This window comes from Cupriavidus sp. 207A1, assembly GCF_057798955.1.
In genome coordinates this window covers 179133-200145 of sequence record NZ_JBYOJO010000013.1, presented here as the reverse complement: position 1 = coordinate 200145, position 21013 = coordinate 179133, and the positions used below count along the sequence as shown (strand labels likewise).

At 68.7% G+C, this 21013-nt stretch carries 19 protein-coding genes; 11 read left to right on the top strand and 8 right to left on the bottom strand.

The features are described 5' to 3' along the window. Nucleotides 1–44: 44 nt before the first annotated feature. Entirely contained in the window at nt 45–1190 is a 1146-nt protein-coding gene (gene mltA, locus AC3FMM_RS23360; RefSeq protein ID WP_488687549.1) for a murein transglycosylase A, read from the bottom strand. 124 nt (nt 1191–1314) lie between these two features. Here mltA and AC3FMM_RS23355 point away from each other — a divergent pair, with 124 nt between their 5' ends. Then, nucleotides 1315–1530 carry a hypothetical protein gene (locus AC3FMM_RS23355; RefSeq protein ID WP_116313136.1) on the top strand — a complete coding sequence of 72 codons (216 nt, stop codon included), beginning with the start codon at nt 1315–1317 and terminating at the stop codon, nt 1528–1530. 13 nt (nt 1531–1543) lie between these two features. Here AC3FMM_RS23355 and apaG read toward each other — a convergent pair whose 3' ends face one another. Next, the gene (apaG, locus tag AC3FMM_RS23350; protein ID WP_012353991.1) at nt 1544–1918 is read right to left on the bottom strand and encodes a Co2+/Mg2+ efflux protein ApaG; all 375 of its coding nucleotides are present in this window, start codon (nt 1916–1918) and stop codon (nt 1544–1546) included. A gap of 276 nt (nt 1919–2194) precedes the next feature. Between apaG and rpe the strand changes: the two genes are divergently transcribed. From rpe to AC3FMM_RS23310, 8 genes are all read left to right on the top strand, one after another. Continuing rightward, complete coding sequence (gene rpe / locus AC3FMM_RS23345) at nt 2195–2896, top strand: ribulose-phosphate 3-epimerase (protein WP_116313137.1); 702 nt, start codon at nt 2195–2197, stop codon at nt 2894–2896. Continuing rightward, complete coding sequence (gene gph, locus AC3FMM_RS23340) at nt 2893–3636, top strand: phosphoglycolate phosphatase (RefSeq protein WP_115681225.1); 744 nt, start codon at nt 2893–2895, stop codon at nt 3634–3636. The genes rpe and gph overlap by 4 nt, the downstream gene beginning before the upstream one ends. Nucleotides 3637–4073: 437 nt before the next feature. Further along, a complete protein-coding gene (gene trpE / locus AC3FMM_RS23335) occupies nt 4074–5591 on the top strand; it encodes an anthranilate synthase component I (protein WP_115710960.1) in 1518 nt (505 codons plus the stop codon). Nucleotides 5592–5611: 20 nt separating this feature from the next. Next, nucleotides 5612–6181, top strand: a complete 570-nt coding sequence (locus AC3FMM_RS23330) for an aminodeoxychorismate/anthranilate synthase component II (RefSeq protein ID WP_116313138.1) — start codon at nt 5612–5614, stop codon at nt 6179–6181. Between the two features lie 62 nt (nt 6182–6243). Further along, complete coding sequence (gene trpD, locus AC3FMM_RS23325; protein ID WP_115710964.1) at nt 6244–7269, top strand: anthranilate phosphoribosyltransferase; 1026 nt, start codon at nt 6244–6246, stop codon at nt 7267–7269. A gap of 11 nt (nt 7270–7280) precedes the next feature. Continuing rightward, a complete protein-coding gene (gene trpC / locus AC3FMM_RS23320) occupies nt 7281–8084 on the top strand; it encodes an indole-3-glycerol phosphate synthase TrpC (protein ID WP_115710965.1) in 804 nt (267 codons plus the stop codon). A gap of 10 nt (nt 8085–8094) precedes the next feature. Beyond that, a complete protein-coding gene (locus AC3FMM_RS23315) occupies nt 8095–8724 on the top strand; it encodes a CYTH domain-containing protein (protein WP_473703016.1) in 630 nt (209 codons plus the stop codon). A 29-nt stretch (nt 8725–8753) separates the two neighbouring features. Next, nucleotides 8754–9530, top strand: coding sequence for a uracil-DNA glycosylase (locus AC3FMM_RS23310; RefSeq protein WP_115710969.1), 777 nt, complete (start codon nt 8754–8756; stop codon nt 9528–9530). Between the two features lie 12 nt (nt 9531–9542). On the opposite strand, the gene AC3FMM_RS23305 is transcribed toward AC3FMM_RS23310, so the two are convergent. Further along, on the bottom strand, nt 9543–9821 hold the full coding sequence (locus AC3FMM_RS23305; protein WP_115710971.1) for an acylphosphatase: 279 nt from the start codon (nt 9819–9821) through the stop codon (nt 9543–9545). Nucleotides 9822–10041: 220 nt separating this feature from the next. On the opposite strand from AC3FMM_RS23305, the gene AC3FMM_RS23300 reads away from it, so the two are divergent. Both AC3FMM_RS23300 and AC3FMM_RS23295 read left to right on the top strand, forming a co-directional pair. Further along, complete coding sequence (locus AC3FMM_RS23300; RefSeq protein WP_198036004.1) at nt 10042–11796, top strand: ABC transporter permease; 1755 nt, start codon at nt 10042–10044, stop codon at nt 11794–11796. Between the two features lie 7 nt (nt 11797–11803). Then, nucleotides 11804–13132: an ABC transporter ATP-binding protein gene (locus AC3FMM_RS23295; protein WP_488687548.1), complete on the top strand. Its 1329-nt coding sequence runs from the start codon at nt 11804–11806 to the stop codon at nt 13130–13132. A gap of 67 nt (nt 13133–13199) precedes the next feature. On the opposite strand, the gene AC3FMM_RS23290 is transcribed toward AC3FMM_RS23295, so the two are convergent. The 5 genes from AC3FMM_RS23290 to AC3FMM_RS23270 all read right to left on the bottom strand — a co-directional run bounded on the left by AC3FMM_RS23290 (nt 13200) and on the right by AC3FMM_RS23270 (nt 20789). Then, nucleotides 13200–15608 (bottom strand): FUSC family protein, encoded by a 2409-nt coding sequence (locus AC3FMM_RS23290; RefSeq protein WP_116313142.1) that lies wholly within the window; start codon nt 15606–15608, stop codon nt 13200–13202. A gap of 59 nt (nt 15609–15667) precedes the next feature. Further along, on the bottom strand, nt 15668–17482 hold the full coding sequence (locus AC3FMM_RS23285; RefSeq protein ID WP_488687547.1) for a M61 family metallopeptidase: 1815 nt from the start codon (nt 17480–17482) through the stop codon (nt 15668–15670). Between the two features lie 83 nt (nt 17483–17565). Further along, entirely contained in the window at nt 17566–18570 is a 1005-nt protein-coding gene (acuI, locus tag AC3FMM_RS23280; RefSeq protein WP_488687546.1) for an acrylyl-CoA reductase (NADPH), read from the bottom strand. Between the two features lie 112 nt (nt 18571–18682). Further along, nucleotides 18683–19441 (bottom strand): DsbC family protein, encoded by a 759-nt coding sequence (locus tag AC3FMM_RS23275; RefSeq protein ID WP_115710980.1) that lies wholly within the window; start codon nt 19439–19441, stop codon nt 18683–18685. A gap of 58 nt (nt 19442–19499) precedes the next feature. Further along, on the bottom strand, nt 19500–20789 hold the full coding sequence (locus AC3FMM_RS23270; RefSeq protein ID WP_115710982.1) for a UbiH/UbiF family hydroxylase: 1290 nt from the start codon (nt 20787–20789) through the stop codon (nt 19500–19502). Nucleotides 20790–21013: the final 224 nt, after the last annotated feature.

Sequence of the window (21013 nt, the reverse complement as noted above, 5' to 3'; positions counted from 1 at the left end):
GAGAGGGGAGACAACATTCGCAGTATTAGCCTGATGGGCTGGCCTTAACTGCGCGGCATCAGCACCCACATCCTGCCGCCCTGCTTCATCCGTCCGGCGGTCTCGCCGGCGGCATCGCCGGCCCCCCAGAAGAAGTCCGCACGCACGCCGCCCTTGATCGCGCTGCCGGTATCCTGCGCGAACATCAGGCGCTGGATCGGCTCGGTCGACAGCGGACGCGTGGTCGACAGGAACACCGGCACGCCCAGCGGGATCGTGGCCGGGTCGACCGCGATCGAGCGCTCCGCGGTCAGCGGCACGCCCAGCGCGCCCACCGGGCCGTCGTTGTTGGGCGGCAGCTCGCGGAAGAAGACAAAGCGCGGGTTGATGTTGAGCATCTCTTCGACGCGCCCGGGATTGGCGCGCGCCCAGGCCTTGATGCCCTGCATGGTGGCCTGGGCCGGGGTGATCTCGCCGCGGTCCAGCAGCCACTTGCCGAACGAGCGGAACGGCTGGTCGTTGGTACCGCCGAAGCCCACCCGCATCATGCTGCCGTCTGCCATGCGGATGCGGCCCGAGCCCTGGATCTGCAGGAACGCGGCCTCGACCGCGTCGTCGACCCAGACCAGCTCGTTGCCGCGCATGGCCGGGTTCTGCAGCAGCTCGGCGCGCGCCGGCAGTGCTCGGTTGCCGAACTGCGGCGGCTTGCGGTACAGCGGCACCTGGAATTTGCCCTGGCGCGTGCGCGACCCGTGCAGGATCGGCTCGTAGTAGCCGGTGATCAGGCCACTGTCGGTGCCGTCGCCATTGACCACGCGGTATGGCTGGAAGTTGCTTTCGAAGTACGCGCGCATGGCGTTGATGTCGCCGGCATTGACCATCATGCCGGCGGCGCAGGCGCGGGACCATTCCGCGCGCTTCTTCAGCGCCTGGCAGCTTTGCTGCAGCGCCGGCCAGGCGGCGCGCACATCGTCCTGGGCCCAGCCGCCGATCTCGGCCCAGCTGGCCGCCTGCAGCCGGCCCTTCTGCGACGACGTCGTCGGCGGCGTAGTGCCGGACGGGGTGGTCTCGACGCGCGGCGGCGGGCCGCTCATGCAGCCGGCCAGCAGCACCGCGGCGCCGGCCAGCGCGAGCCAGCCGCGCATGCGGCGCGGCGACGGGGAGGAAACCTGGGAAACCTGTGGAATCGGGAAAGCGTCCGCGTATGCCATCTTGCTATTGTTCAAAGTCCTGGAAACCGCAGCGTGCGGGGCGCATTCCGCCGGAAAGCCCCTACAATGCCACCGTCATCCCTCAACCACCGCCTGCGCCCCCGCGGGCCGCGCTGCATCTGCCATGAGCAAGTTCTTCGAAGCCCATCCCATGCTGCTGTTCGCCCTGGAAGCCGGCGTGGCGCTGTTCCTGCTGATCTTTATCGTGATCTGGACCATGGGCACGGCGAAAAAGCACCCGCGTCCCACCCGCGCGCCGTCGGAGCACCCGTCGCGCCAGCCGGCGCAGGGCGACACGCAAGCGCCGCAGCAGGATCAGGACAGCGCACCGCGCACGTAGGTTCCCCGCACGTTCAGTGCAGCATGCGCGGCAGCACCAGCGCGAACTCGGGGATCGGCACCTCGAAGCGATGGCCGTCCTCGGCCACGCAGAAGTATTCGCCCTTCATCGAGCCCACCGGGGTCGAGATCGTGGCCCAGCTGGTGTACTCGAAATGCTCGCCCGGCTTGAGCAGCGGCTGGTGGCCGACCACCCCTAGCCCGGCAACTTCCTGCGTGCCGTTGTCGCTGTCCGTGATGATCCAGTGCCGCGAGATCAGCTGTGCCGCGACCTCGCCGGTATTGTGGATGGTGATGGTATAGGCGAAGGCATGGCGCCCGCGCTCGGGGTCGGACTGGTCCGGCAGGTACTGGGTGCGCACCGACACGGAGAAGGCGTACTCGCTCATTTGGGCAGGGCCGGCGGCGGGAGCGGCCGGCAGGGAAATGGGTAGCCGCATTGTGCGGGATGGGCGCGGGACGGGCAAGAGCGGGCCTGGCGCCGCCCGGACGCGATCGCCCCGGGCGGGCGTAGAATAGCGGTCTTTCAACGCCGTGCCGCCCGCCGTGGCCCCGGCCGCTCTTGCCGCCTTGCTGGCCCCCCGGCTGGTTTCAGCGGCCTGGCGGCGCCCGCGGCCCGCCGCCAGCGGCGATAACAGCATTCCCTGCATTCACCGCGCGCCACCATGACCCAGCCCACCTTCCGCATCGCCCCCTCCATCCTGTCCGCCGACTTCGCCCGCCTGGGCGAGGAAGTCCGCCGCGTGACCGAGGCCGGCGCCGACTGGATCCACTTCGACGTGATGGACAACCATTACGTGCCCAACCTGACCGTGGGCCCGCTGGTGTGCGAGGCGATCCGTCCCCACGTGACCGCGCCCATCGACGTGCACCTGATGGTGCGCCCGGTGGACCGGATCATCCCGGACTTTGCCAAGGCCGGCGCCAATATCATCACCTTCCACCCGGAAGCCAGCGAACACGTCGACCGCTCGCTCGCGCTGATCCGGGATAACGGCTGCCAGGCGGGCCTGGTATTCAACCCGGCCACCCCGCTGCACCACCTGGACCACGTGATGGACCGGCTGGACGTGATCCTGCTGATGTCGGTCAACCCGGGTTTCGGCGGCCAGTCGTTCATCCCCGAGACACTGAACAAGCTGCGCGCGGTGCGCCAGCGCATCGACGAATACACCGCCCGCACCGGCCGCACCATCCTGCTGGAAGTGGACGGCGGCGTGAAGGTCGACAATATCGCCGAGATTGCCGCGGCCGGCGCCGACACCTTCGTGGCGGGCTCGGCGGTGTTCGGCAAGCCGGATGCCGACGGCGGCTACCGCGGCATCATCTCGGCGCTGCGCAGCGAACTGGCCAAGGCCGGCCAATGACGGCGGGCATGGCACTGCGCCGCACCGACTGGAGCGGCATCGAAGGCGTGATCGTCGACCTGGACGGCACCATGGTCGATACGGCGGGCGACTTCCACGCCTCGATCAACGCCATGCTGCTGGCGCTGGGCCGCCAGCACCCCAACCTGGGGCCGGTGGCGCCGATGTCCGGGCAGGAGATCGTCAGCTACGTCGGCAAGGGCTCGGAAAACCTGATCCGGCGCGTGCTCGACGCGCGCTTCTCGCCGCTGCACGCCAACGGCCTGTTCGCCGATGCCTACGCGCTGTACGACCGCGAGTACATCCGCATCAACGGCCAGTTCTCGCAGGTCTACCCGGGCGTGCGCGACGGGCTGGCGGCAATGAAGGCGGCCGGCCTGCGGCTGGCCTGCGTGACCAACAAGCCCTACAGCTTCACCGAGCCGCTGCTGGCCAAGACCGGGCTGGCGCCGTATTTCGAGCTGGTCTACGGCGGCGACGCGTTCCAGCTGCGCAAGCCCGACCCGTTCCCGCTGCTCAAGGTGGCGGAGGTGTTCCGGCTCGATCCGTCGGCGATGGCGGCCCTCGGCGACTCGGAAAACGACGCCCAGGCGGCGCGCGCGGCGGGCATGGGCGTGCTGCTGGTGCCCTATGGCTACAACCATGGCAATCCTGTACAAGCCGTCGAGGCCGATGGTATAGTCGACACCATTGCCCACGCCGCAGCGCTGTTTGCGGCACACCGGGCAGGTCATCGCTAGGGTCGGTCATCAGATCGGCCGCGACTGAAATCCCTGAACCTTCAATGTTTCTCAACCGCAAACGCATCTCTTCTGGCAGTGATCGGCAGGCCTGGCCCTGGCGTCGCTGGCGCGCCTCCCAACAGGCGTAAAGTGCGTTCGCGAGTCTGCTGACACGCCTTCGATCCGAAGGCGTCGACACCACCGGCCAAGGCGACCAGCCATGCCGGTCATCACCACCCAAACCCGCCGAGCCAGCGTAGCCTTATTTCTCTGCTACGTTTAGCTCAAGAACGCGCCGCACGCCCGCTTTCCGGCCGTGTGCAGCCTTGTCCGCAAGCTTGCCGCACCACGGTCCGCAACCGGGGCGGAACTCCCATACGCTCCAGCCAACTCTGCCGATATGCGGCACCGCGCCTGACCATCGCTCGCGGCGCGGGCCGAACAAGAGGACCGACATGACCGAACTGGAATTCAAATCGCTGGCCGACCAGGGCTACAACCGCATCCCGCTGATCGCCGAGGCCTTTGCCGACCTGGAAACGCCGCTGTCGCTGTACCTGAAGCTGGCCCAGTCGCAGACCCGCGGCGTCAACACCTTCCTGCTCGAATCGGTGGTGGGCGGCGAGCGCTTCGGCCGCTATTCCTTCATCGGCCTGCATGCGCGCACGCTGCTGCGCGCCTACGGCAACCGCACCGAGGTGGTGACCGACGGCAAGGTGGTGGAAACCCACGAAGGCAATCCCCTCGATTTCATCGCCGAGTTCGAGAGCCGCTTCAAGGTGGCGCTGCGCCCCGGCCTGCCGCGCTTCTGCGGCGGCCTGGCCGGTTACTTCGGCTACGACGCGGTACGCTATATCGAGAAGAAGCTCGCCAGCACGCAGAAGCCCGACGACCTGAACCTGCCCGACATCCAGCTGCTGCTGTGCGAAGAGCTGGCGGTGATCGACAACCTGTCGGGCAAGCTCTACCTGATCGTCTACGCCGACCCGACCACGCCGGAGGCCTATTCGCGCGCACGCCAGCGCCTGCGCGAACTGCGCATGAAGCTGCGCCAGCCCGTCGACGTGCCGGTGACCAGCCCGTCGGTGCAGACCGAGGTCTACCGCGAATTCGCCAAGGCCGACTACCTGGCCGCGGTGCACAAGGCCAAGGAATACATCATGGCCGGCGACATGATGCAGGTGCAGATCGGCCAGCGCCTGGTCAAGCCCTATCGCGACGCGCCGCTGTCGCTGTACCGCGCGCTGCGCTCGCTGAATCCGTCGCCGTACATGTACTTCTACAACTTCGGCGACTTCCAGGTGGTGGGCGCGTCGCCGGAAATCCTGGTGCGCCAGGAAGCGCGCAAGGTGGGCGCCAACGGCGACACCCGCACCGAACACATCGTTACCATCCGCCCGCTGGCCGGCACGCGCCCGCGCGGCAATACGCCGGACAAGGACGCGCAGCTGGCCACCGAGCTGCTCAACGACCCGAAGGAGATCGCCGAGCACGTGATGCTGATCGACCTGGCGCGCAATGACATCGGCCGCATTGCCGAGACCGGTTCGGTCAAGGTCACCGACAAGATGGTGATCGAGAAATACTCGCACGTGCAGCATATCGTCAGCTCGGTCGAAGGCACGCTGCGCGAGGGCATGAGCAACCTCGACGTGCTGCGCGCGACCTTCCCGGCCGGCACGCTGTCGGGCGCGCCCAAGGTCCATGCGATGGAAATCATCGACGAACTGGAGCCGTGCAAGCGCGGCATCTATGGCGGCGCGGTGGGCTACCTGTCGTTCGGCGGCGAGATGGACCTGGCCATCGCCATCCGCACCGGCATCGTCAAGGACGGCAACCTCTACGTGCAGGCCGCCGCCGGCATCGTTGCCGATTCGGATCCCGAAGCCGAATGGAGGGAAACCGAGGCCAAGGCGCGCGCCGTGATCCGCGCCGCCGAGCAGGTCCAGGATGGCCTGGACTCCGACATCTGAGAGAACAGGAGACAGACGCCATGCTGCTGATGATCGACAACTACGATTCGTTCACCTACAACCTGGTCCAGTACTTCGGCGAACTGGGCGTGGACGTGCGCACCTACCGCAACGACGAGATCACCATCGAAGAGATCGAGGCGATGAAGCCCGACCATATCTGCGTTTCGCCGGGCCCGTGCAGCCCCAGGGAAGCCGGCATCTCGGTGGCAGCGCTGCAGCACTTTGCCGGCAAGGTGCCGATGCTGGGCGTGTGCCTGGGCCACCAGGCCATCGGCGAAGCCTTCGGCGGCAAGGTGATCCGCGCCAAGCAGGTGATGCACGGCAAGGTCAGCACCATCGAGACCACGCAGCAAGGCGTCTTCGCCGGGCTGCCCAGGCACTTCGACGTGACGCGCTATCATTCCCTGGCGATCGAGCGCGAGACCCTGCCCGATTGCCTGGAGATCACTGCCTGGACCCCGGACGGCGAAATCATGGGCGTGCGCCACAAGACGCTCGCCGTTGAAGGCGTGCAGTTCCATCCCGAGTCGATCCTGTCCGAGCACGGCCATGCGATGCTGGCCAACTTCGTCAAGGCGCCGCGATGAGACTGCTCGACTCCGCACCCGCCAGCCCTCATCACGCCATCCAGACTGTCAACGAGAACGCCATGATCACGCCGCAAGAAGCCCTGACGCGCTGTATCGAACACCGCGAAATCTTCCATGACGAGATGCTGCACCTGATGCGGCAGATCATGCAGGCGCAGATCTCGCCGGTGATGGCCGCCGCGATCCTGACCGGGCTGCGCGTCAAGAAGGAAACCATCGGCGAGATCTCGGCCGCCGCGCAGGTGATGCGCGAGTTCGCCAACAAGGTGGCGGTGAAAGACCGCGAACACTTTGTCGATATCGTCGGCACCGGCGGCGACGGCTCGCACACCTTCAATATCTCGACCGCGTCGATGTTCGTCGCCGCCGCCGCGGGCGCGAAGATCGCCAAGCACGGCAACCGCGGCGTCAGCTCCAAGTCGGGCAGCGCCGACGTGCTGGAGGCGCTGGGCGTGAACATCATGCTGACGCCCGAGCAGGTCGGCCAGTGCATCGAGGAAACCGGCATCGGCTTCATGTTCGCGCCGACGCACCACCCCGCGATGAAGAACGTCGCGCCGATCCGCAAGGAAATGGGCGTGCGCACCATCTTCAATATCCTGGGGCCGCTGACCAACCCGGCCGATGCGCCCAACATCCTGATGGGCGTGTTCCACCCCGACCTGGTCGGCATCCAGGTGCGGGTGATGCAGCGCCTGGGCGCGCAGCACGCCATCGTGGTGTACGGCAAGGACGGCATGGACGAGGTCTCGCTCGGCGCGGCCACGCTGGTGGGCGAGCTGAAGGACGGCGAAGTGCGCGAGTACGAGATCCACCCCGAGGACTTCGGCCTGTCGATGATCTCCAACCGCGGCCTGAAGGTGGCCGATGCCGCCGAATCGAAGGACATGCTGCTCGAGGCCCTGTCCAACGCGCCCGGCACGCCGCGCGAGATCGTGTCGCTGAACGCCGGCACCGCGCTGTACGCCGCCAACGTGGCGGACTCGGTCGAGGACGGCATCCGCCGCGCGCGCGAAGCCATCGCCAGCGGCGCGGCGCGGCAAAAGCTCGACGCCTTCGTGCGGGCCACGCAGCAGTTCAAGTAAGAGACGCCGATATGTCCGACATCCTGCAGAAAATCCTGACCGTCAAGGCCGACGAAGTCGCCGCCGCGCGCAAGCGGCGCGACCTGCCCAGCCTGCGCGCCGAGGCCGAAAGCCTGCGCACCGAGGCCGGTCTCGCGCCGCGCGGCTTCGAGCGCGCGCTGCGCGACAAGATCGCCGCCGGCCACGCCGCGGTGATCGCCGAGATCAAGAAGGCCTCGCCGTCCAAGGGCGTGCTGCGCGAGCAGTTCCTGCCCGAGGCCATCGCCGAGAGCTATGCCACGCACGGCGCGGCCTGCCTGTCGGTGCTGACCGACGAGCATTTCTTCCAGGGCCACGCCGACTACCTGAAGCGCGCCCGCGGCGCCTGCCCGTTGCCGGCGCTGCGCAAGGACTTCATGGTCGACCTGTACCAGGTCTATGAAGCGCGCACCTGGGGGGCCGACTGCATCCTGCTGATCGTCGCGGCACTGGACCCTGGCCTGATGGCGGAGCTGGAAGCGTGCGCGCTCGAACTCGGCATGGACGTGCTGGTGGAAGTGCACGGCAACGATGAGCTCGACGCCGCGCTGCGGCTGAAGACGCCGCTGCTGGGCGTGAACAACCGCAACCTGCGCACCTTCGAGGTGTCGCTGGACAACACGCTGGACCTGCTGCCGCATATTCCGGCCGACAAGCTGGTGGTGACCGAATCGGGCATCCTCGCGCCGGCGGACGTGAAGCGCATGCGCGATGCCAATGTCCACGCGTTCCTGGTGGGCGAGGCGTTCATGCGGGCGAAGGAGCCGGGGGTGGAGCTGGCGCGTTTGTTTGGGTGATTTCCTCCCCATGCCCCAGGAAATCGAACTCAAACTCGCCGTCCCCGACGCCGCCCTCGCTCCCCTTGCCGCCTGGCTCGACGCCAACGGCCAGCCGCGAGGCGAAGCCACGCTGCTCAACGTCTACCTCGACACGCCCCGGCGCGACCTGGCACAGGCGCGCGCGGCGCTGCGCCTGCGCCGCAGGGGCGAGCAGTGGCTGCAGACGCTGAAGACCGCCGGCAGCAGCCAGGGCGGCCTGGCCACGCGGCATGAGTGGGAGACCGCCATCGCCGGCGAGGCCATCGAACTGCAAACGTTTCCCGCCGAGGCGCAAGCCGTGCTGGCGCCGCTGATCGGCAGCCTGGCCCCGGTGTTCCGCACCGACTTCATCCGCCGCACCTGGATCGTGACGCAGGACGACGCGCGGATCGAAGCCGCGCTCGACACCGGCACCATCACCGCCCCGGCCAGCGCCGCGCAGGAGCGCATCCAGGAACTCGAGCTGGAATGGCTCGATGGCGACGCCGCGCACGCCGCCGAGGCGCTGCGCGCCTTCGCCGCGCGGCTTGCCGCCGTGGCGGCGCTGGCGCCGTCGGACCTGAGCAAGGCTGCGCGGGGTTACCGCCTCGCCGGGATCGCCGAGGGCAAGGCGTCATAATCGCGGTTTTCCCGCCGCGCATATCCCGCATGCAAGCCGATCTCTTTGCCGCCGACGCGCCCCGCGCCCCCGGCGAACCCTCTCCCGCCGCCAGCCTGCAAGCGCAGGCCGATGCCTTGCCCGCCGCCTGGCGCGCCTTGCTCGAGCCCTGCATCGCCGTGCCGGCGTGGCGCGAGCTGGCAGCCTTCGTCGACGGCGAACGCGCCGCCGGCAAGCCGGTGTTCCCGCACCATGTCTTCCACGCGCTGCACCTGACGCCGCCCGACGCGGTCAAGGTTGTGATCCTGGGCCAGGATCCCTACCACGGCACCGGCACGGTTGGCGGCGTGGAGCAGCCGCAGGCGCACGGGCTCGCCTTCTCGGTGCCGGAAGGCATCAAGGTGCCGCCCAGCCTGCGCAACATCTTCAAGGAGATCGCCGCGGAATTCGGCGCCGACGGCAACTGCCCGCCGCGCACTTCCGGCAACCTGGAAGGCTGGGCGCGCCAGGGCGTGCTGCTGCTCAACACCGTGCTGACGGTCGAGCAGGGCCAGGCCGCCAGCCATGCACGGCGCGGCTGGGAAGCCGTCACCGATTGCCTGATCCAGCACCTCGCCGCGAGCCGGCCGAACCTGGTGTTCATGCTGTGGGGCAGCCATGCGCAGGCCAAGAAGCCGCTGCTCGGCGCCGGCCACTGCGTGCTGGAAGCGCCGCACCCGTCGCCGTTGTCGGCGCACCGGGGCTTCCTCGGCTGCGGCCACTTTCGCGAAGCCAACCGCTGGCTGGAAACGCACGGCCGCACGGCGATCGACTGGACCGCCGCCTAGCGCAGCGCACCGTTAGACCGTCGGCCGGAACTCGAAGCCGGCAAACTCCCCTTCCCCGCGCCCGACCTCGACAAACGCAACCTGCGCCGCCGGCGGGCCGGTTTCCATCCACGCCTGCAGCGCTTCCAGCTGTTTGACCGTGCCGTGCGCCATCACCTCGACGGTGCCGTCGGCCCGGTTGCGCACCCAGCCGCCCAGCCCGAGTTCGTCCGCCGCGTCGGCGCAGGCGGCGCGATAGCCCACGCCCTGCACGCGCCCATGCGCGACCAGGTGCCAGGTTGCCTTGTTCATGGCCGTTTCCCCGTGAGCGCACGCGACGCGTGCGCGTTCTGTCATCGACACCAAGTAAACTAGACCGCCATGCCGGGCGTTACCAGGGGATGCGCGCCGCCCGGCGTGATCAGCATGAAGCCGGCGGCATGCAGGCTTTGCCGTTGTCCGCCGGGGCCGCGAACCAGAGGCAGGCCACAAGCCTTCGTCCTCCAAGCTCGATACAGCCCGAGAAGCGCCCATGATGCCACCCGCCGACCGCAACGGGGCCCCGCCCGCCCCTGGCTTTGACAGCCAGCTGCTGCGCGCCCCGCCCAACCGCTTCGACCTGGCGTTGCTGCCGATCATCCTGGCCGTAATCGTGATGATCGCGTTCGCCGCGCAGCAGATGAACGTCCCGTTCCGGCCCGACCAGCCGCTGGCGGTGCACCTGGACGTGGCTTACCTGCCCTACTACCTGATGCGCACCAGCGTGCGCATGCTGGCCGCGCTGGCGGCGTCGCTGCTGTTCTCGCTGGCCTTCGCCGCGCTGGCGTCGAAGAGCCGCACCGCCGAGAAGGTGCTGGTGCCCGCGCTGGATATCCTGCAGTCGATCCCGGTGCTGGGCTTTCTTTCCATCACCGTGACCGGCTTCATCGCCCTCTTTCCGGGCAACCTGGCCGGCGTGGAGTGCGCGGCGATCTTTGCCATCTTCACCTCGCAGGCCTGGAACATGGCGTTCAGCCTGTACCAGTCGTTCCGCACCATTCCGGGCGACCTGCTCGAGGCCGCGGCGATGTTCCGGCTGTCGCCGTGGCAGCGCTTCTGGCGGCTGGAAGTGCCGTACGCCATGCCGGGGCTGCTGTGGAACATGATGATGTCGATGTCGGGCGGCTGGTTCTTCGTGGTCGCGTCCGAGGCCATCTCGGTGTCGGGCCACGATATCCGGCTGCCCGGCATCGGCTCCTATATCGCGCTGGCGATCCAGCAGCAGGACCTGGCCGCGATCGGCTGGGCCATCGTGGCGATGCTGGTCGGCATCCTGCTGTACGACCAGCTGCTGTTCCGCCCGCTGGTGGCCTGGGCCGACCGCTTCCGCTTCGAGACCCTGGCGCAGGACAAGCTGCCGCAGTCGTGGCTGCTGGACCTGCTGCGCCGCTCGGCGTGGGTGGGCGCGCTGCTGGCGCAGGCCGCGGCGCTGGCCGCGCGGACGCTGGCGTGGGGCGCGCGCTCGCGCATGCCGGCAGCGGCCCGCCCGGTCGATCCGCGCCGGGCGTCATGGCTGGGCCGCGCGCGCGACACGGCGATCGTGCTGGTCGCGCTGGCCGCGCTGCTGCGCGTGGGCTATTTCGTGCATAGCGAGGTGGGCTGGGCCGAGGTCCTCCATGTGCTGTGGCTGGGCACGCTGACCATGGCGCGGGTGATCGTGCTGATTGCGCTGGCGGCGCTGGTTTGGGTGCCGATCGGCATCCGCATCGGCGTGAACCCGGACCTGGCGCGCATCGCCCAACCGATCGCGCAGTTCCTGGCGGCGTTTCCGGCCAACCTGATGTTCCCGCTGGCGGTGATGCTGATCGCGCGCTTCGGGCTGAATCCGGAGATCTGGCTGAGCCCGCTGCTGATTTTCGGCACCCAGTGGTACATCCTGTTCAACGTGGTCGCGGGGGCTTCCGGCATTCCCACCGAACTGAAGCTCGCCGCGCGTAATTTCGGCCTGCGTGGCTGGCTGCTGTGGAAGCGCTTCCTGATCCCAGCGGTATTCCCGAGCCTGCTGACCGGGCTGGTGACGGCCGCCGGCGGCTCATGGAACGCGAGCATCGTGTCCGAGTACGTGACCTGGGGCGACCGCACCATCGTTGCCACCGGCCTCGGCAGCTATATCGCCGAGACCACCGCGCGCGGCGACTTCCCGCGCATTGCGCTGGGCATAGTCGTGATGGCGCTGTTCGTGGTCGGCTTCAACCGGCTGCTGTGGAACCGCCTGTATCAACTCGCGCAAGAGCGCACCCGCTTGTAAGGCAACGATGGCAGAGAACATTGCATCCACCACCGCCCCCGCCGTGATCGAGCTGCGCGGCGTCGGCAAGATCTTCCGCACCGCCAGCCAGAGCGACCGCGCCGTGCTCGAAGGCGTGGACCTGACCCTGCGCGCGGGCGAGATCGTCGCCATGCTGGGCAAGTCCGGCTCGGGCAAGTCCACGCTGCTGCGCATCATGGCAGGGCTGGTCGGCGCCGACCGCGGCGAGGTGCGATTCCGCGGCCAGCGCCTGGCCGGCACCGCCGAAGGCATCGCCATGGTGTTCCAGTCGTTCGCGCTGTTTCCGTGGCTGACGGTACAGCAGAACGTCGAGCTGGGACTTGAGGCGCAGGGCGTGCCCAGGACCGAGCGCGAACGCCGCGCGGAAGCCGCGATCGACATGATCGGCCTGGCCGGCTTCAACAGCGCGCTGCCGCGCGAGCTGTCGGGCGGCATGCGCCAGCGCGTGGGCATTGCGCGCGCGCTGGTGACCGAGCCCGACCTGCTGCTGATGGATGAAGCGTTCTCGGCGCTGGACGTGCTGACCGGCGAGACCCTGCGCGACGAGATGCTGGCGCTGTGGGCAAGCGGGCGCGCCAATATCCGCAGCATCCTGATCGTTTCGCACAATATCGAGGAAGCAGTGATGATGGCCGACCGCATCGTGATCCTGTCGAGCGACCCGGGCCGCATCCGCGCCGAAGTGCCAGTGGCGCTGCCGCGCCCGCGCAACCGCGACAGCGCGCAGGTGCGCGCGCTGGTCGACCAGATCTACGCGCTGATGACCGCCCCGGCGGCCGAAGCGCGCGTGCCCGCGCCCGCGCGCGAGATCGGCTACCGGCTGCCGGACGCCGACATCAGCCAGATGGAAGCCATCCTCGACCTGCTGTGCGAAGCCCCGTTCCAGGGCCGCGCCGACCTGCCGCACCTGGCCGACAAGGCCGGCCTGACCGACGACGAACTGCTGCCGGCCTGCGAAGCGCTGCAGCTGGTGCAGCTGGTGTCGATCGAGGCCGGCGACATCGCCGCCACCGATGCCGGCCGCGCCTATTACGCCGCCGGGCCGCAGCAGCGCAAGGCCATCTTCGGCCGGCAACTGCTCGCCAACGTCGCGCTGGCCGCGCATGTGCGCCGCGAACTGGTGGCGAGCGAAGCCGGCGAGATCCGCGAGGAACAGGTGCTCGAGGAACTGGAGCAATTCCTCAAGCCGGCGGAGGCCGAACGCGTGCTGAGCGTGGCGATCGGTTGGGGGCGGTATGGGGAGATCTTCGAGTACAGCTATCACAGCGGGATGCTGACGTTGCCGGAGGATGAGGGGGCGGGGCACGGCGTTTGATCTTGCTGCTGGTTTTCTCCCCTCTCCCGCGAGCGGGAGAGGGGAGAAAACAATCGGTTCCGGATCTCTACGACCGCGCCCGCATCGCCCGCCCGATCGCTCCGGTGCGCAGCGCAATCTTGGCCGCGTCCTCGCGCAGCGCGCGCAGCCGGCGCTCCAGCACCGCGTTGGCGGGGCGGCCGGTGGAGCTTGACGTCACCCCTGCCTGTTCGCTCGACTCGCCCGCCGCGGCGGCCTGCACCAGCGTGTCGGTGCGGCGCTTGTCGGCGGAATCGGCCAGGCGCGCGCGGCGTTCCGCGGCGGCGTCTTCCTCGGCTTCGGCCGCTTCGGGCGTGACGGTTTCGACGACCTGATCAGGGGTCGCTTCAGCCAGCGCTTCCGGCGCCGCCTCGACTGCCGCCGCAACCGGCTTGTCGGCTTCCACCGGGACGGCCTCCTTGCGCTCCGCCGGCGCCTTGCGGATGAAGCCTGCGCCGCGGCCGCCGCCGCGCTCGTCGGCGTGCAGCCGTTCGCTGGCCACCTGCAGGCTGTGGCTGGCGGCCTCGGTGGCCTGCTCGATCGCGGCCTCGGCGGCCGGGATATCGAGCTCATCGTAGTGCTGGCGCACCTGGATGCGCGCGGCGGCCACGTGCGCGGCCACCAGGTAGTTCTGCACGATGAAGCGGTTCAGGTTGTCGACCGCGCGATGCCGGCTCCTGGGCTCGTCCAGCATGCGCTGGAACGACGAGATCAGCGCCGACAGGTTGTCCATGAACTGCTTGCGCTGCACGCGGTAGGCAAAGTCATCCTTGGCCCGGCGCAGCAGCAGGTCGCGCGTGGCGGCGATATAGCGGCGGTTGGCCTGCAGCACGGCCTCGACCAGCTTGGGGATGGCGCGGTACTCCCAGCTCGGCAGCACGAAGCTGAACAGCGACGCGATGATGCCGCCGATCACCGTATCCACCAGCCGCTCGCCCGCCACGGTGGGACTGTTCGGCATCAGCAGGTGGATCTGGATCAACACCTGGATGCAGGCGGCGATCGCGGTGTAGCGGTATTTGATGGTGACGAAGGCGGCGCTGGCCACCAGCGACAGGAACAGCACGCCCAGCAGGATCAGCGGCTGGTGCACCACCTTCAGGATCGCGACCGAGACCACGCAGCCGATCAGCGTGCCGATCACGCGGTCGTTGTAGCGCTGCTTGGTCATGCTGAAGTTGGGCTTCAGGATCACGATGATGGTCAGCAGGATCCAGTAGCTGTGCGACACATAAGGCAGGCGCTCGGCAATCCACAGGCCCAGCGCCACCGCCATCGACACCCGCAGCGCAAAGCGGAACGCCGGCGAAGTCCACTTCAGGTTGTCGCGCAGCACGCTCAGCTCGTACTTCTGGCGCGTCAGGAACGGCGTCATGTCGGAGCCGGGCAGCACCTTGGCCGGTTCCACCGGCGTGCGCGAGGCCTCGTGCAGCTGGCCGATCAGCGTGATCGCGCCGCGCATCATGTCGAGCGTCTCGACCAGCGCCGTCATCGCCGCCGGGTTGATATGGTGGTGGCGCAGCTGCGCGATCTCGGCCTCGACCGCGCGCAGGCCAGCGCGGTATTCCACCGTGGCGTACGAGCCGCGCCCGCGCGTGACCTCGTAGGCGATCTCTTCGACGTCCTTGCACATCTGCATCACCAGCCCGCGCAGGTGGTCCAGCACCGGCGTGCCGGCGAAGGTCTGGCGCAGCATCGGATAGTCGGTGTTGGTCGACAGGATGTACTCGTACAGGTCGAGCATGCGCAGGTGCACCTGCACCAGCAGCCCATCGTGGGGGGTGCGGTTGCCGCGCAGCACCAGGTCGCGCGCGGCCTGCTGGCGCTCGGCCACCACGATCTGCTGGCGCACCAGCTGGTTGAACTGTGCCTCGAAGTCATTGCCGGCGTCGTAGAAGCCGGCCTTGATTTCAAGGTAGCCCGCCAGCTCGTACAGCGATTCGGCCAGCACCTGCTGCCGGGTGCGGCGCTCGGTGACCCAGCTCACCAGCATCGCGTAACCAAGATAGGCGACCGCACCGACGCTGAACAGCGCCGCATGTTCCAGCGCGCGCCGCACCAGGAAGTCTTCGTTGATCGTGAGCGTCATCACGAACAGTGCGGCGAACTGCAGCGGCAGCGTCTTGTTGCCGTACACCGTCATCATGCCGGCCATGAACGTCACCAGCACCAGCAGGAACGGCATCACGCGCGGGAACGGCGTGGCCAGCGCCACCACCAGCGTGACCACGCTGCACAGCAGCACGCTGGCCAGCATCTCGTTGAACTTGTGGTTCAGCGGGCTCGGCAGGTCCATCAGGCTGGTGCACAGCGCGCCCATCGACACCACCATGGCGGTGGGCAGGTCGCTGAAATGCAGCGCGATCAGCGTCGCGCCGATCACGCCCGTGGCCGAGCGCAGCCCCCGGTACACATAGTGCGAATACAGGAAGGTGCGGGGATCGTGCGCGTATTGCATGCAGCGGGGGCGGTGGACAGCGGTGGCGTGGTCTGGTGTCGCGGCGAAAGAAGACTAGCTCACTGGCCCAGCCAGCGCGAGCGCGCCGCATGCCGCCCGCCCTCCGCCTTGAGCTTGAACTGCGCCGCCGGCTCGCGCGCCAGCGTCACCGGCAGCGCCTGCAGCTCGTCGCGGCGGAAGGCGTGCAGCTCGATGCGGTCGCCGGGGCGGTAGCGCGCCAGCAGCTTGTCGAGCTGGCCCGGCGCCATGCGCACGCCGTCGACGGCAACCAGCAGGTCGCCTGCGGACAGCCCTGCGGCCTGCGCGGCGCCGCCGTCGAGCACCTGGGTCACGCGCACCCAGCCGTCCTCGGTCTTGACCTTGATCCCCAGCGCGGCGGTGCGCGCCGGTTTCTGCGCCTCGGCCTTGATTCCGAACGCCTTGAACAGCGGCGGCAGCGGCAACTCGCCGGTGCCTTCGGTCAGCGCACGCAGCAGCGGCCCCATGCGCAGGCCCGTGACTTCATCGAACAGCGCATGGACCTCGGCCTCGGTCACGCCGCGCTGCACCGCGTCCGGCGCATAAAAGCCACGGCCATAGCTGCGCCACAGCGCGCGCATGACATCGTCGAGAGAGCGCCGCCCGCGGGTCTTGTCGCGGATGGTCAGGTCCAGCGCCAGCGCCACCAGCGCGCCCTTGGTGTAGTAGCTGACAATGGCGTTGGGCGCATTCTCGTCCTGGCGGTAGTACTTGGTCCAGGCATCGAACGAGCTTTCGGCCACGCTCTGCTTGGTGCGGCCGTTGCCGCGCAGCACGCCGTTCCAGGTCTTGGCCAGCATCTCGACATACTGCGCCTCGGTGACGCAGCCCGAGCGCACCAGCACCAGGTCGTCGTAGTAGCTGGTAAAGCCCTCGAACAGCCACAGCAGCGGCGTGTAGGTTTCCTGCGCCAGCCGGTAAGGCACGAATGCGGCCGGCTTGATGCGCTTGACGTTCCAGGTGTGGAAATACTCGTGGCTGCACAGCCCGAGGAAGGTGCGGTAGCCCTCGCTGGTTTCGCTGTTGCCGCGCACCGGCAGGTCGTTGCGCGAGCAGATCAGCGCGGTGCTGGCGCGATGCTCCAGGCCGCCGTAGCCATCGCTGGTGACCATGGTCATGAACACGTAGCGGCGGTTGCTGTCCAGGAACGGCGCCTGCGCGGTGCGCGGCTCGAACAGCCGGATCTGGGTCTCGCAGATGCGCTTCAGGTCGCGGCACACGCGCTCGAGATCCAGTTGCGGCACGCGCCCGGTGAAGACCACGTCGTGCTGCGCGCCGCAGGCGCGGAAACTGGCCAGCTGGAAGGTGCCCATCTCGACCGGGTGGTCGACCAGTTCGTCGTAGTCGGCCACCAGGTAGCGGCCGAAGCCATAGCGCTTGGCCCCGTCGCGTCCCGGCGCCTCGCGCATGGCGGTGGCCACGCGCCAGTCGCGGTAGGCCTCGCCCGCGGGCGCGTGGATGTCGACGGTGCAGGGCCGCTCGGCCTGCCCCTCCACGCACAGGAACACCGAGCTGCCGTTGAAGAAGCCGTGGGTGGTGTCCAGGTGCGCGGCGCGCACCGACAGGTCCCAGGCGTAGACCTCGTAGCTGAGCGTCAGCGGGCCGTCGGCCAGGGAGACCGGCGCGGCCTGCCAGCGCTGCTTGTCGAGCTTGCTCAGCCTGACCTCGCGCCCGCCCGCGTCGGCGCGGATGCGCACGATATTGCGCGCGAAGTCCCGGATCATGTAGCTGCCGGGAATCCACGCCGGCAGCGAGAAACACTGCCCGGCCGGATCGGGCTCGCTCACGGTGACGGTAACGGCAAACAGGTGCGCTTCAGGCTGAAGCGGGGCGATGGCGTAGCGGATCGGCGTCATGGGCAGGATTGTAACGTCGGCGCTGGATGCAGCGCCGACGCGGGGAGGCGCGGGGGAAGGCCGGCAAAGCGGCCTGGTGCTGCTCAGCCGCGATTCACATCCACCACCACGCGCCCGCGCATGGCGCCTTCCATGATCTTGCGGCCGGCGTCGATGGCTTCGCCCAGGCCGATCTCGCGCGTCAGCGCATTGAGCCGGTCCGGCTCCAGGTCGCTGGCCAGGCGCTGCCAGGCCTGTTCGCGCAGCGGCATCGCCGCCATCACGCTGTCGATGCCATGCAGCGTGATGCCGCGCAGGATGAAGGGCGCCACCGAGCCCGGGAAGTCCAGCCCCTGCGCCAGCCCGCACGCCGTCACCACGCCGCCGTAGCGCACCTGCGCACAGGCATTGACCAGCGTGTGCGAGCCGACCGAATCGATCACCGCGGCCCAGCGTTCCTTCTGCAGCGGCTTGCCGGGCACGCCCAGCTCGGCGCGGTCGATCACGTCGTCGGCGCCCAGCGCCTTCAGGAAATCCGCCTCGCGCGTCTTGCCGGTGGAAGCCACCACCTGGTAGCCCAGCTTGCTCAGCAGCGCGATCGCCACCGAACCGACCCCGCCCGAGGCCCCGGTCACCAGCACCTCGCCGTCGCCGGGGCGCACCGGACCGTTGACGCCGCCGCGCTCCAGCGCCAGCACCGACAGCATCGCGGTATAGCCCGCGGTGCCGATCGCCATGGCCTGGCGCGTGGTGAAGGCGGCGGGCAGCGGCACCAGCCAGTCGCCCTTCAGGCGCGCGCGCTGCGCCAGGCAGCCCCAGTGGGTCTCGCCCACGCCGTACCCGTTCAGCACCACCTTGTCGCCGGCCTTCCAGCGCGGGTGCGCGGACTCAAGCACCGTGCCGGCACCATCGATGCCCGCCACCATCGGCCACTTGCGCACCACCGGCGAGCGCCCGGTGATGGCCAGGCCGTCCTTGAAGTTGATGGTGGAGTAATCGACGGCAACCAGCACGTCGCCATCGGCCGGCAACTGGGCTTCGTCGAGGGTGGCCAGGTGGGCCTGGGCGGCGCCGTCGGCCTGGGTCAGCAGCACTGCCTGGAAAGTCATGGTGTCTCCTTGGTCGCCTGGCGGCGATCGCATGCAATGAGGGGAAAGGCAGAAAGCACAACGGCCGGACAGGTCCGGCCGTCGCTCGAGCCGGGACAGGTCCGGCGCACGTTTATTTCTTGATGCTGGCGAGCTTGCGTTCCAGCGTGGCGACGTCCGCCGCGCCGGGGATGCGGGTGCCGTCGGTGAAGAACACCGCCGGAGTGCCGGTCACGTTCATGCTGTGGCCCAAGGCCAGGTTCTCTTCCAGCGGCGTCTTGCAGCTGCCGTTGCCGGTCAGCGCCACCTGCTTGAGCATCCAGTCGCGCCAGGCCTTGGTGCGGTCGGCCGCGCACCAGACCTGTTTCGACTTGGTCTCCGAATCCGGCGACAGCACCGGGTACAGGAAGGTGTACACGGTGATGTTGTCCATCTGCTGGAAGGTCTGCTCGATGCGCTTGCAGTAGCCACAATTGGGATCGGAGAACACCGCGATCTGGCGGCTGCCATCGCCCTTGGACCACTTGATCGCGCGCGCCAGCGGCAGGTCCGACCACTTGATGCGGTTGATCTCGGCCAGCCGCTCCTCGGTCAGGTTGGTGCCGGTGCGGGTATCGATCATCTCGCCGTTCAGGATGTAGCGGCCGGTGGCATCGGTGTACACCACCTGGCCGCCGATATTGGCTTCGAACAGGCCCGGCACCGGGGTCTTGCCGACGCTCTTCACTTCGGCGCGGCCGCCCAGCATCTTCTGCAGCGACTCCTTGATGCGGTCGGTGCCGGGCTCGCCCGCCGCCATGGCGTGCAGCGCGAAGCCGGCCGCGGCCAGCCCGCCGGCGATGGCGGTGAGCGTGGCGTAGAGGGCGGGACGGCGGCGCAGGGATGGGAACATGTGGACTCCAGGGGATTCGGTAAGGGGGCGTACGGGGGAGCGGACAGTGCGTGCGAACCTAGCCGAGCGCGCGCCCGATCAGCAAGCGCTTGAGCAGCGTCTGTCCGCCGACCGCGCGCATGCCGGTATTGCGCACCACCCGCGCCACGCTGCCCGGCAGCGAGAACAGCCGGTGCAGCCCGTCGGTGGCGGCGGTCAGCGACAACAGGTCGGTGGCGCGCGCGCGCTCGTAGCGGCGCAGCAGGCGCAGGTCGCCTTCGCTGCGGAAAGGTTCTTTGTCGGCCATCACGCGCCCAAGTTCCGCGACGTCGCGCAGGCCCAGGTTCATGCCCTGGCCGGCCAGCGGATGCACCACGTGGGCGGCGTCGCCCACCAGCGCCACGTGCGGCTGCACGAACTGGTCGGCACGCTGCAGCACCAGCGGGAAGCCCTGCGCAGAGGTCACGCAGCGCAGCGTGCCGAACTGCGCCCCGACCGCGCCGCTGGCGCCCTGCATCACCGTGGCGGCCAGCGCCTCGGGCGACAGCGCCAGCAGTTCGCGCGCGTGGGCCTCGTCGGCGGACCAGACCATCGACACATGGTTGTCCGGCAGCGGCAGCATGGCCAGCACCTCGCCGTTGGCGGGCTCCTCGTCGGCCATCAGCTTTTCCGGCGCGCCCAGGAACCACTGCCAGGCGGTTTCATGGTGCGGCCGCTCGCACGCGAAATTGGCGACCACGCCAAGCTGGCGGTACTTGCGCGTGCTGACGCCGATATGGCATTGCTGGCGCAGCCACGAGCGCGCGCCGTCGGCGCCGATCGCCAGCGCGGTGCGCACCTTGCCGCCGTTGTCCAGCGTCAGGGTGATGCCGTCGGGGTCGCGCTCGCACACGCTGGCGGTGCCGTCGTGCCACGTCACCTGGTGCTGGAAGCCGAGCGCGGTGTCGAGCGCGCGCTCGACCAGCCGCGACTCGATGATCCAAGCCAGCTGCGGCACCGCCGCGGCATACGCGGAAAAATGCAGGTCGCCGTCGAAGCTGGGCGAGGTCTCGGCGGCGCTGACGTCGCCGAATACGCGCATGTCGCGCACCGGCTGGATCCGCGCCGGGTCCAGCGCCTCCCACACGCGCATGCGCTCGAGCAGCGCTTGCGAGCTGGCGGAGAAGGCGTAGATGCGGCTGTCCCAGTCATCCGGCCCGGCGCTGGCCGCGGCGCGCGCCGGCTTCGGCGCGATCAGCGCGACGTCCATGCCCTGCTGGGCCAGCAGCAGCGCGCAGGACTTGCCGACGATGCCGCCACCGACGACGGCAACCTGGAAAGCGGAAGATTTGCGCGCGGCAGGTCGCGCGGACGCGTGGGATCGGGTCATTGCTGGATTATAGCCACGTCACTCCGAAGCCCCGTCCAAGCCGGTCCGCCCGTGCGAAAGTGGCCCGCCCAGCGCATCGGACACATACGGGCAACCCTCCGACAGTACCCATCTGGTTGGCCCGATCCTTATATCCGCAGGTCATAAGCCTTAGAACAAAACAATAGGATGGGCCTTGCCGCCCGCGGATGGGCTCGGGCCTATATTGAAACGAAATGTTTCTG

Excerpts from the sequence above, each read along its gene's own strand:
- mltA (WP_488687549.1), bottom strand. The coding sequence starts at position 1,190 with ATGGCATACGCGGACGCTTTCCCGATTCCACAGGTTTCCCAGGTTTCC.
- AC3FMM_RS23355 (WP_116313136.1), top strand. The coding sequence starts at position 1,315 with ATGAGCAAGTTCTTCGAAGCCCATCCCATGCTGCTGTTCGCCCTGGAA.
- apaG (WP_012353991.1), bottom strand. The coding sequence starts at position 1,918 with ATGAGCGAGTACGCCTTCTCCGTGTCGGTGCGCACCCAGTACCTGCCG.
- rpe (WP_116313137.1), top strand. The coding sequence starts at position 2,195 with ATGACCCAGCCCACCTTCCGCATCGCCCCCTCCATCCTGTCCGCCGAC.
- gph (WP_115681225.1), top strand. The coding sequence starts at position 2,893 with ATGACGGCGGGCATGGCACTGCGCCGCACCGACTGGAGCGGCATCGAA.
- trpE (WP_115710960.1), top strand. The coding sequence starts at position 4,074 with ATGACCGAACTGGAATTCAAATCGCTGGCCGACCAGGGCTACAACCGC.
- AC3FMM_RS23330 (WP_116313138.1), top strand. The coding sequence starts at position 5,612 with ATGCTGCTGATGATCGACAACTACGATTCGTTCACCTACAACCTGGTC.
- trpD (WP_115710964.1), top strand. The coding sequence starts at position 6,244 with ATGATCACGCCGCAAGAAGCCCTGACGCGCTGTATCGAACACCGCGAA.
- trpC (WP_115710965.1), top strand. The coding sequence starts at position 7,281 with ATGTCCGACATCCTGCAGAAAATCCTGACCGTCAAGGCCGACGAAGTC.
- AC3FMM_RS23315 (WP_473703016.1), top strand. The coding sequence starts at position 8,095 with ATGCCCCAGGAAATCGAACTCAAACTCGCCGTCCCCGACGCCGCCCTC.
- AC3FMM_RS23310 (WP_115710969.1), top strand. The coding sequence starts at position 8,754 with ATGCAAGCCGATCTCTTTGCCGCCGACGCGCCCCGCGCCCCCGGCGAA.
- AC3FMM_RS23305 (WP_115710971.1), bottom strand. The coding sequence starts at position 9,821 with ATGAACAAGGCAACCTGGCACCTGGTCGCGCATGGGCGCGTGCAGGGC.
- AC3FMM_RS23300 (WP_198036004.1), top strand. The coding sequence starts at position 10,042 with ATGATGCCACCCGCCGACCGCAACGGGGCCCCGCCCGCCCCTGGCTTT.
- AC3FMM_RS23295 (WP_488687548.1), top strand. The coding sequence starts at position 11,804 with ATGGCAGAGAACATTGCATCCACCACCGCCCCCGCCGTGATCGAGCTG.
- AC3FMM_RS23290 (WP_116313142.1), bottom strand. The coding sequence starts at position 15,608 with ATGCAATACGCGCACGATCCCCGCACCTTCCTGTATTCGCACTATGTG.
- AC3FMM_RS23285 (WP_488687547.1), bottom strand. The coding sequence starts at position 17,482 with ATGACGCCGATCCGCTACGCCATCGCCCCGCTTCAGCCTGAAGCGCAC.
- acuI (WP_488687546.1), bottom strand. The coding sequence starts at position 18,570 with ATGACTTTCCAGGCAGTGCTGCTGACCCAGGCCGACGGCGCCGCCCAG.
- AC3FMM_RS23275 (WP_115710980.1), bottom strand. The coding sequence starts at position 19,441 with ATGTTCCCATCCCTGCGCCGCCGTCCCGCCCTCTACGCCACGCTCACC.
- AC3FMM_RS23270 (WP_115710982.1), bottom strand. The coding sequence starts at position 20,789 with ATGACCCGATCCCACGCGTCCGCGCGACCTGCCGCGCGCAAATCTTCC.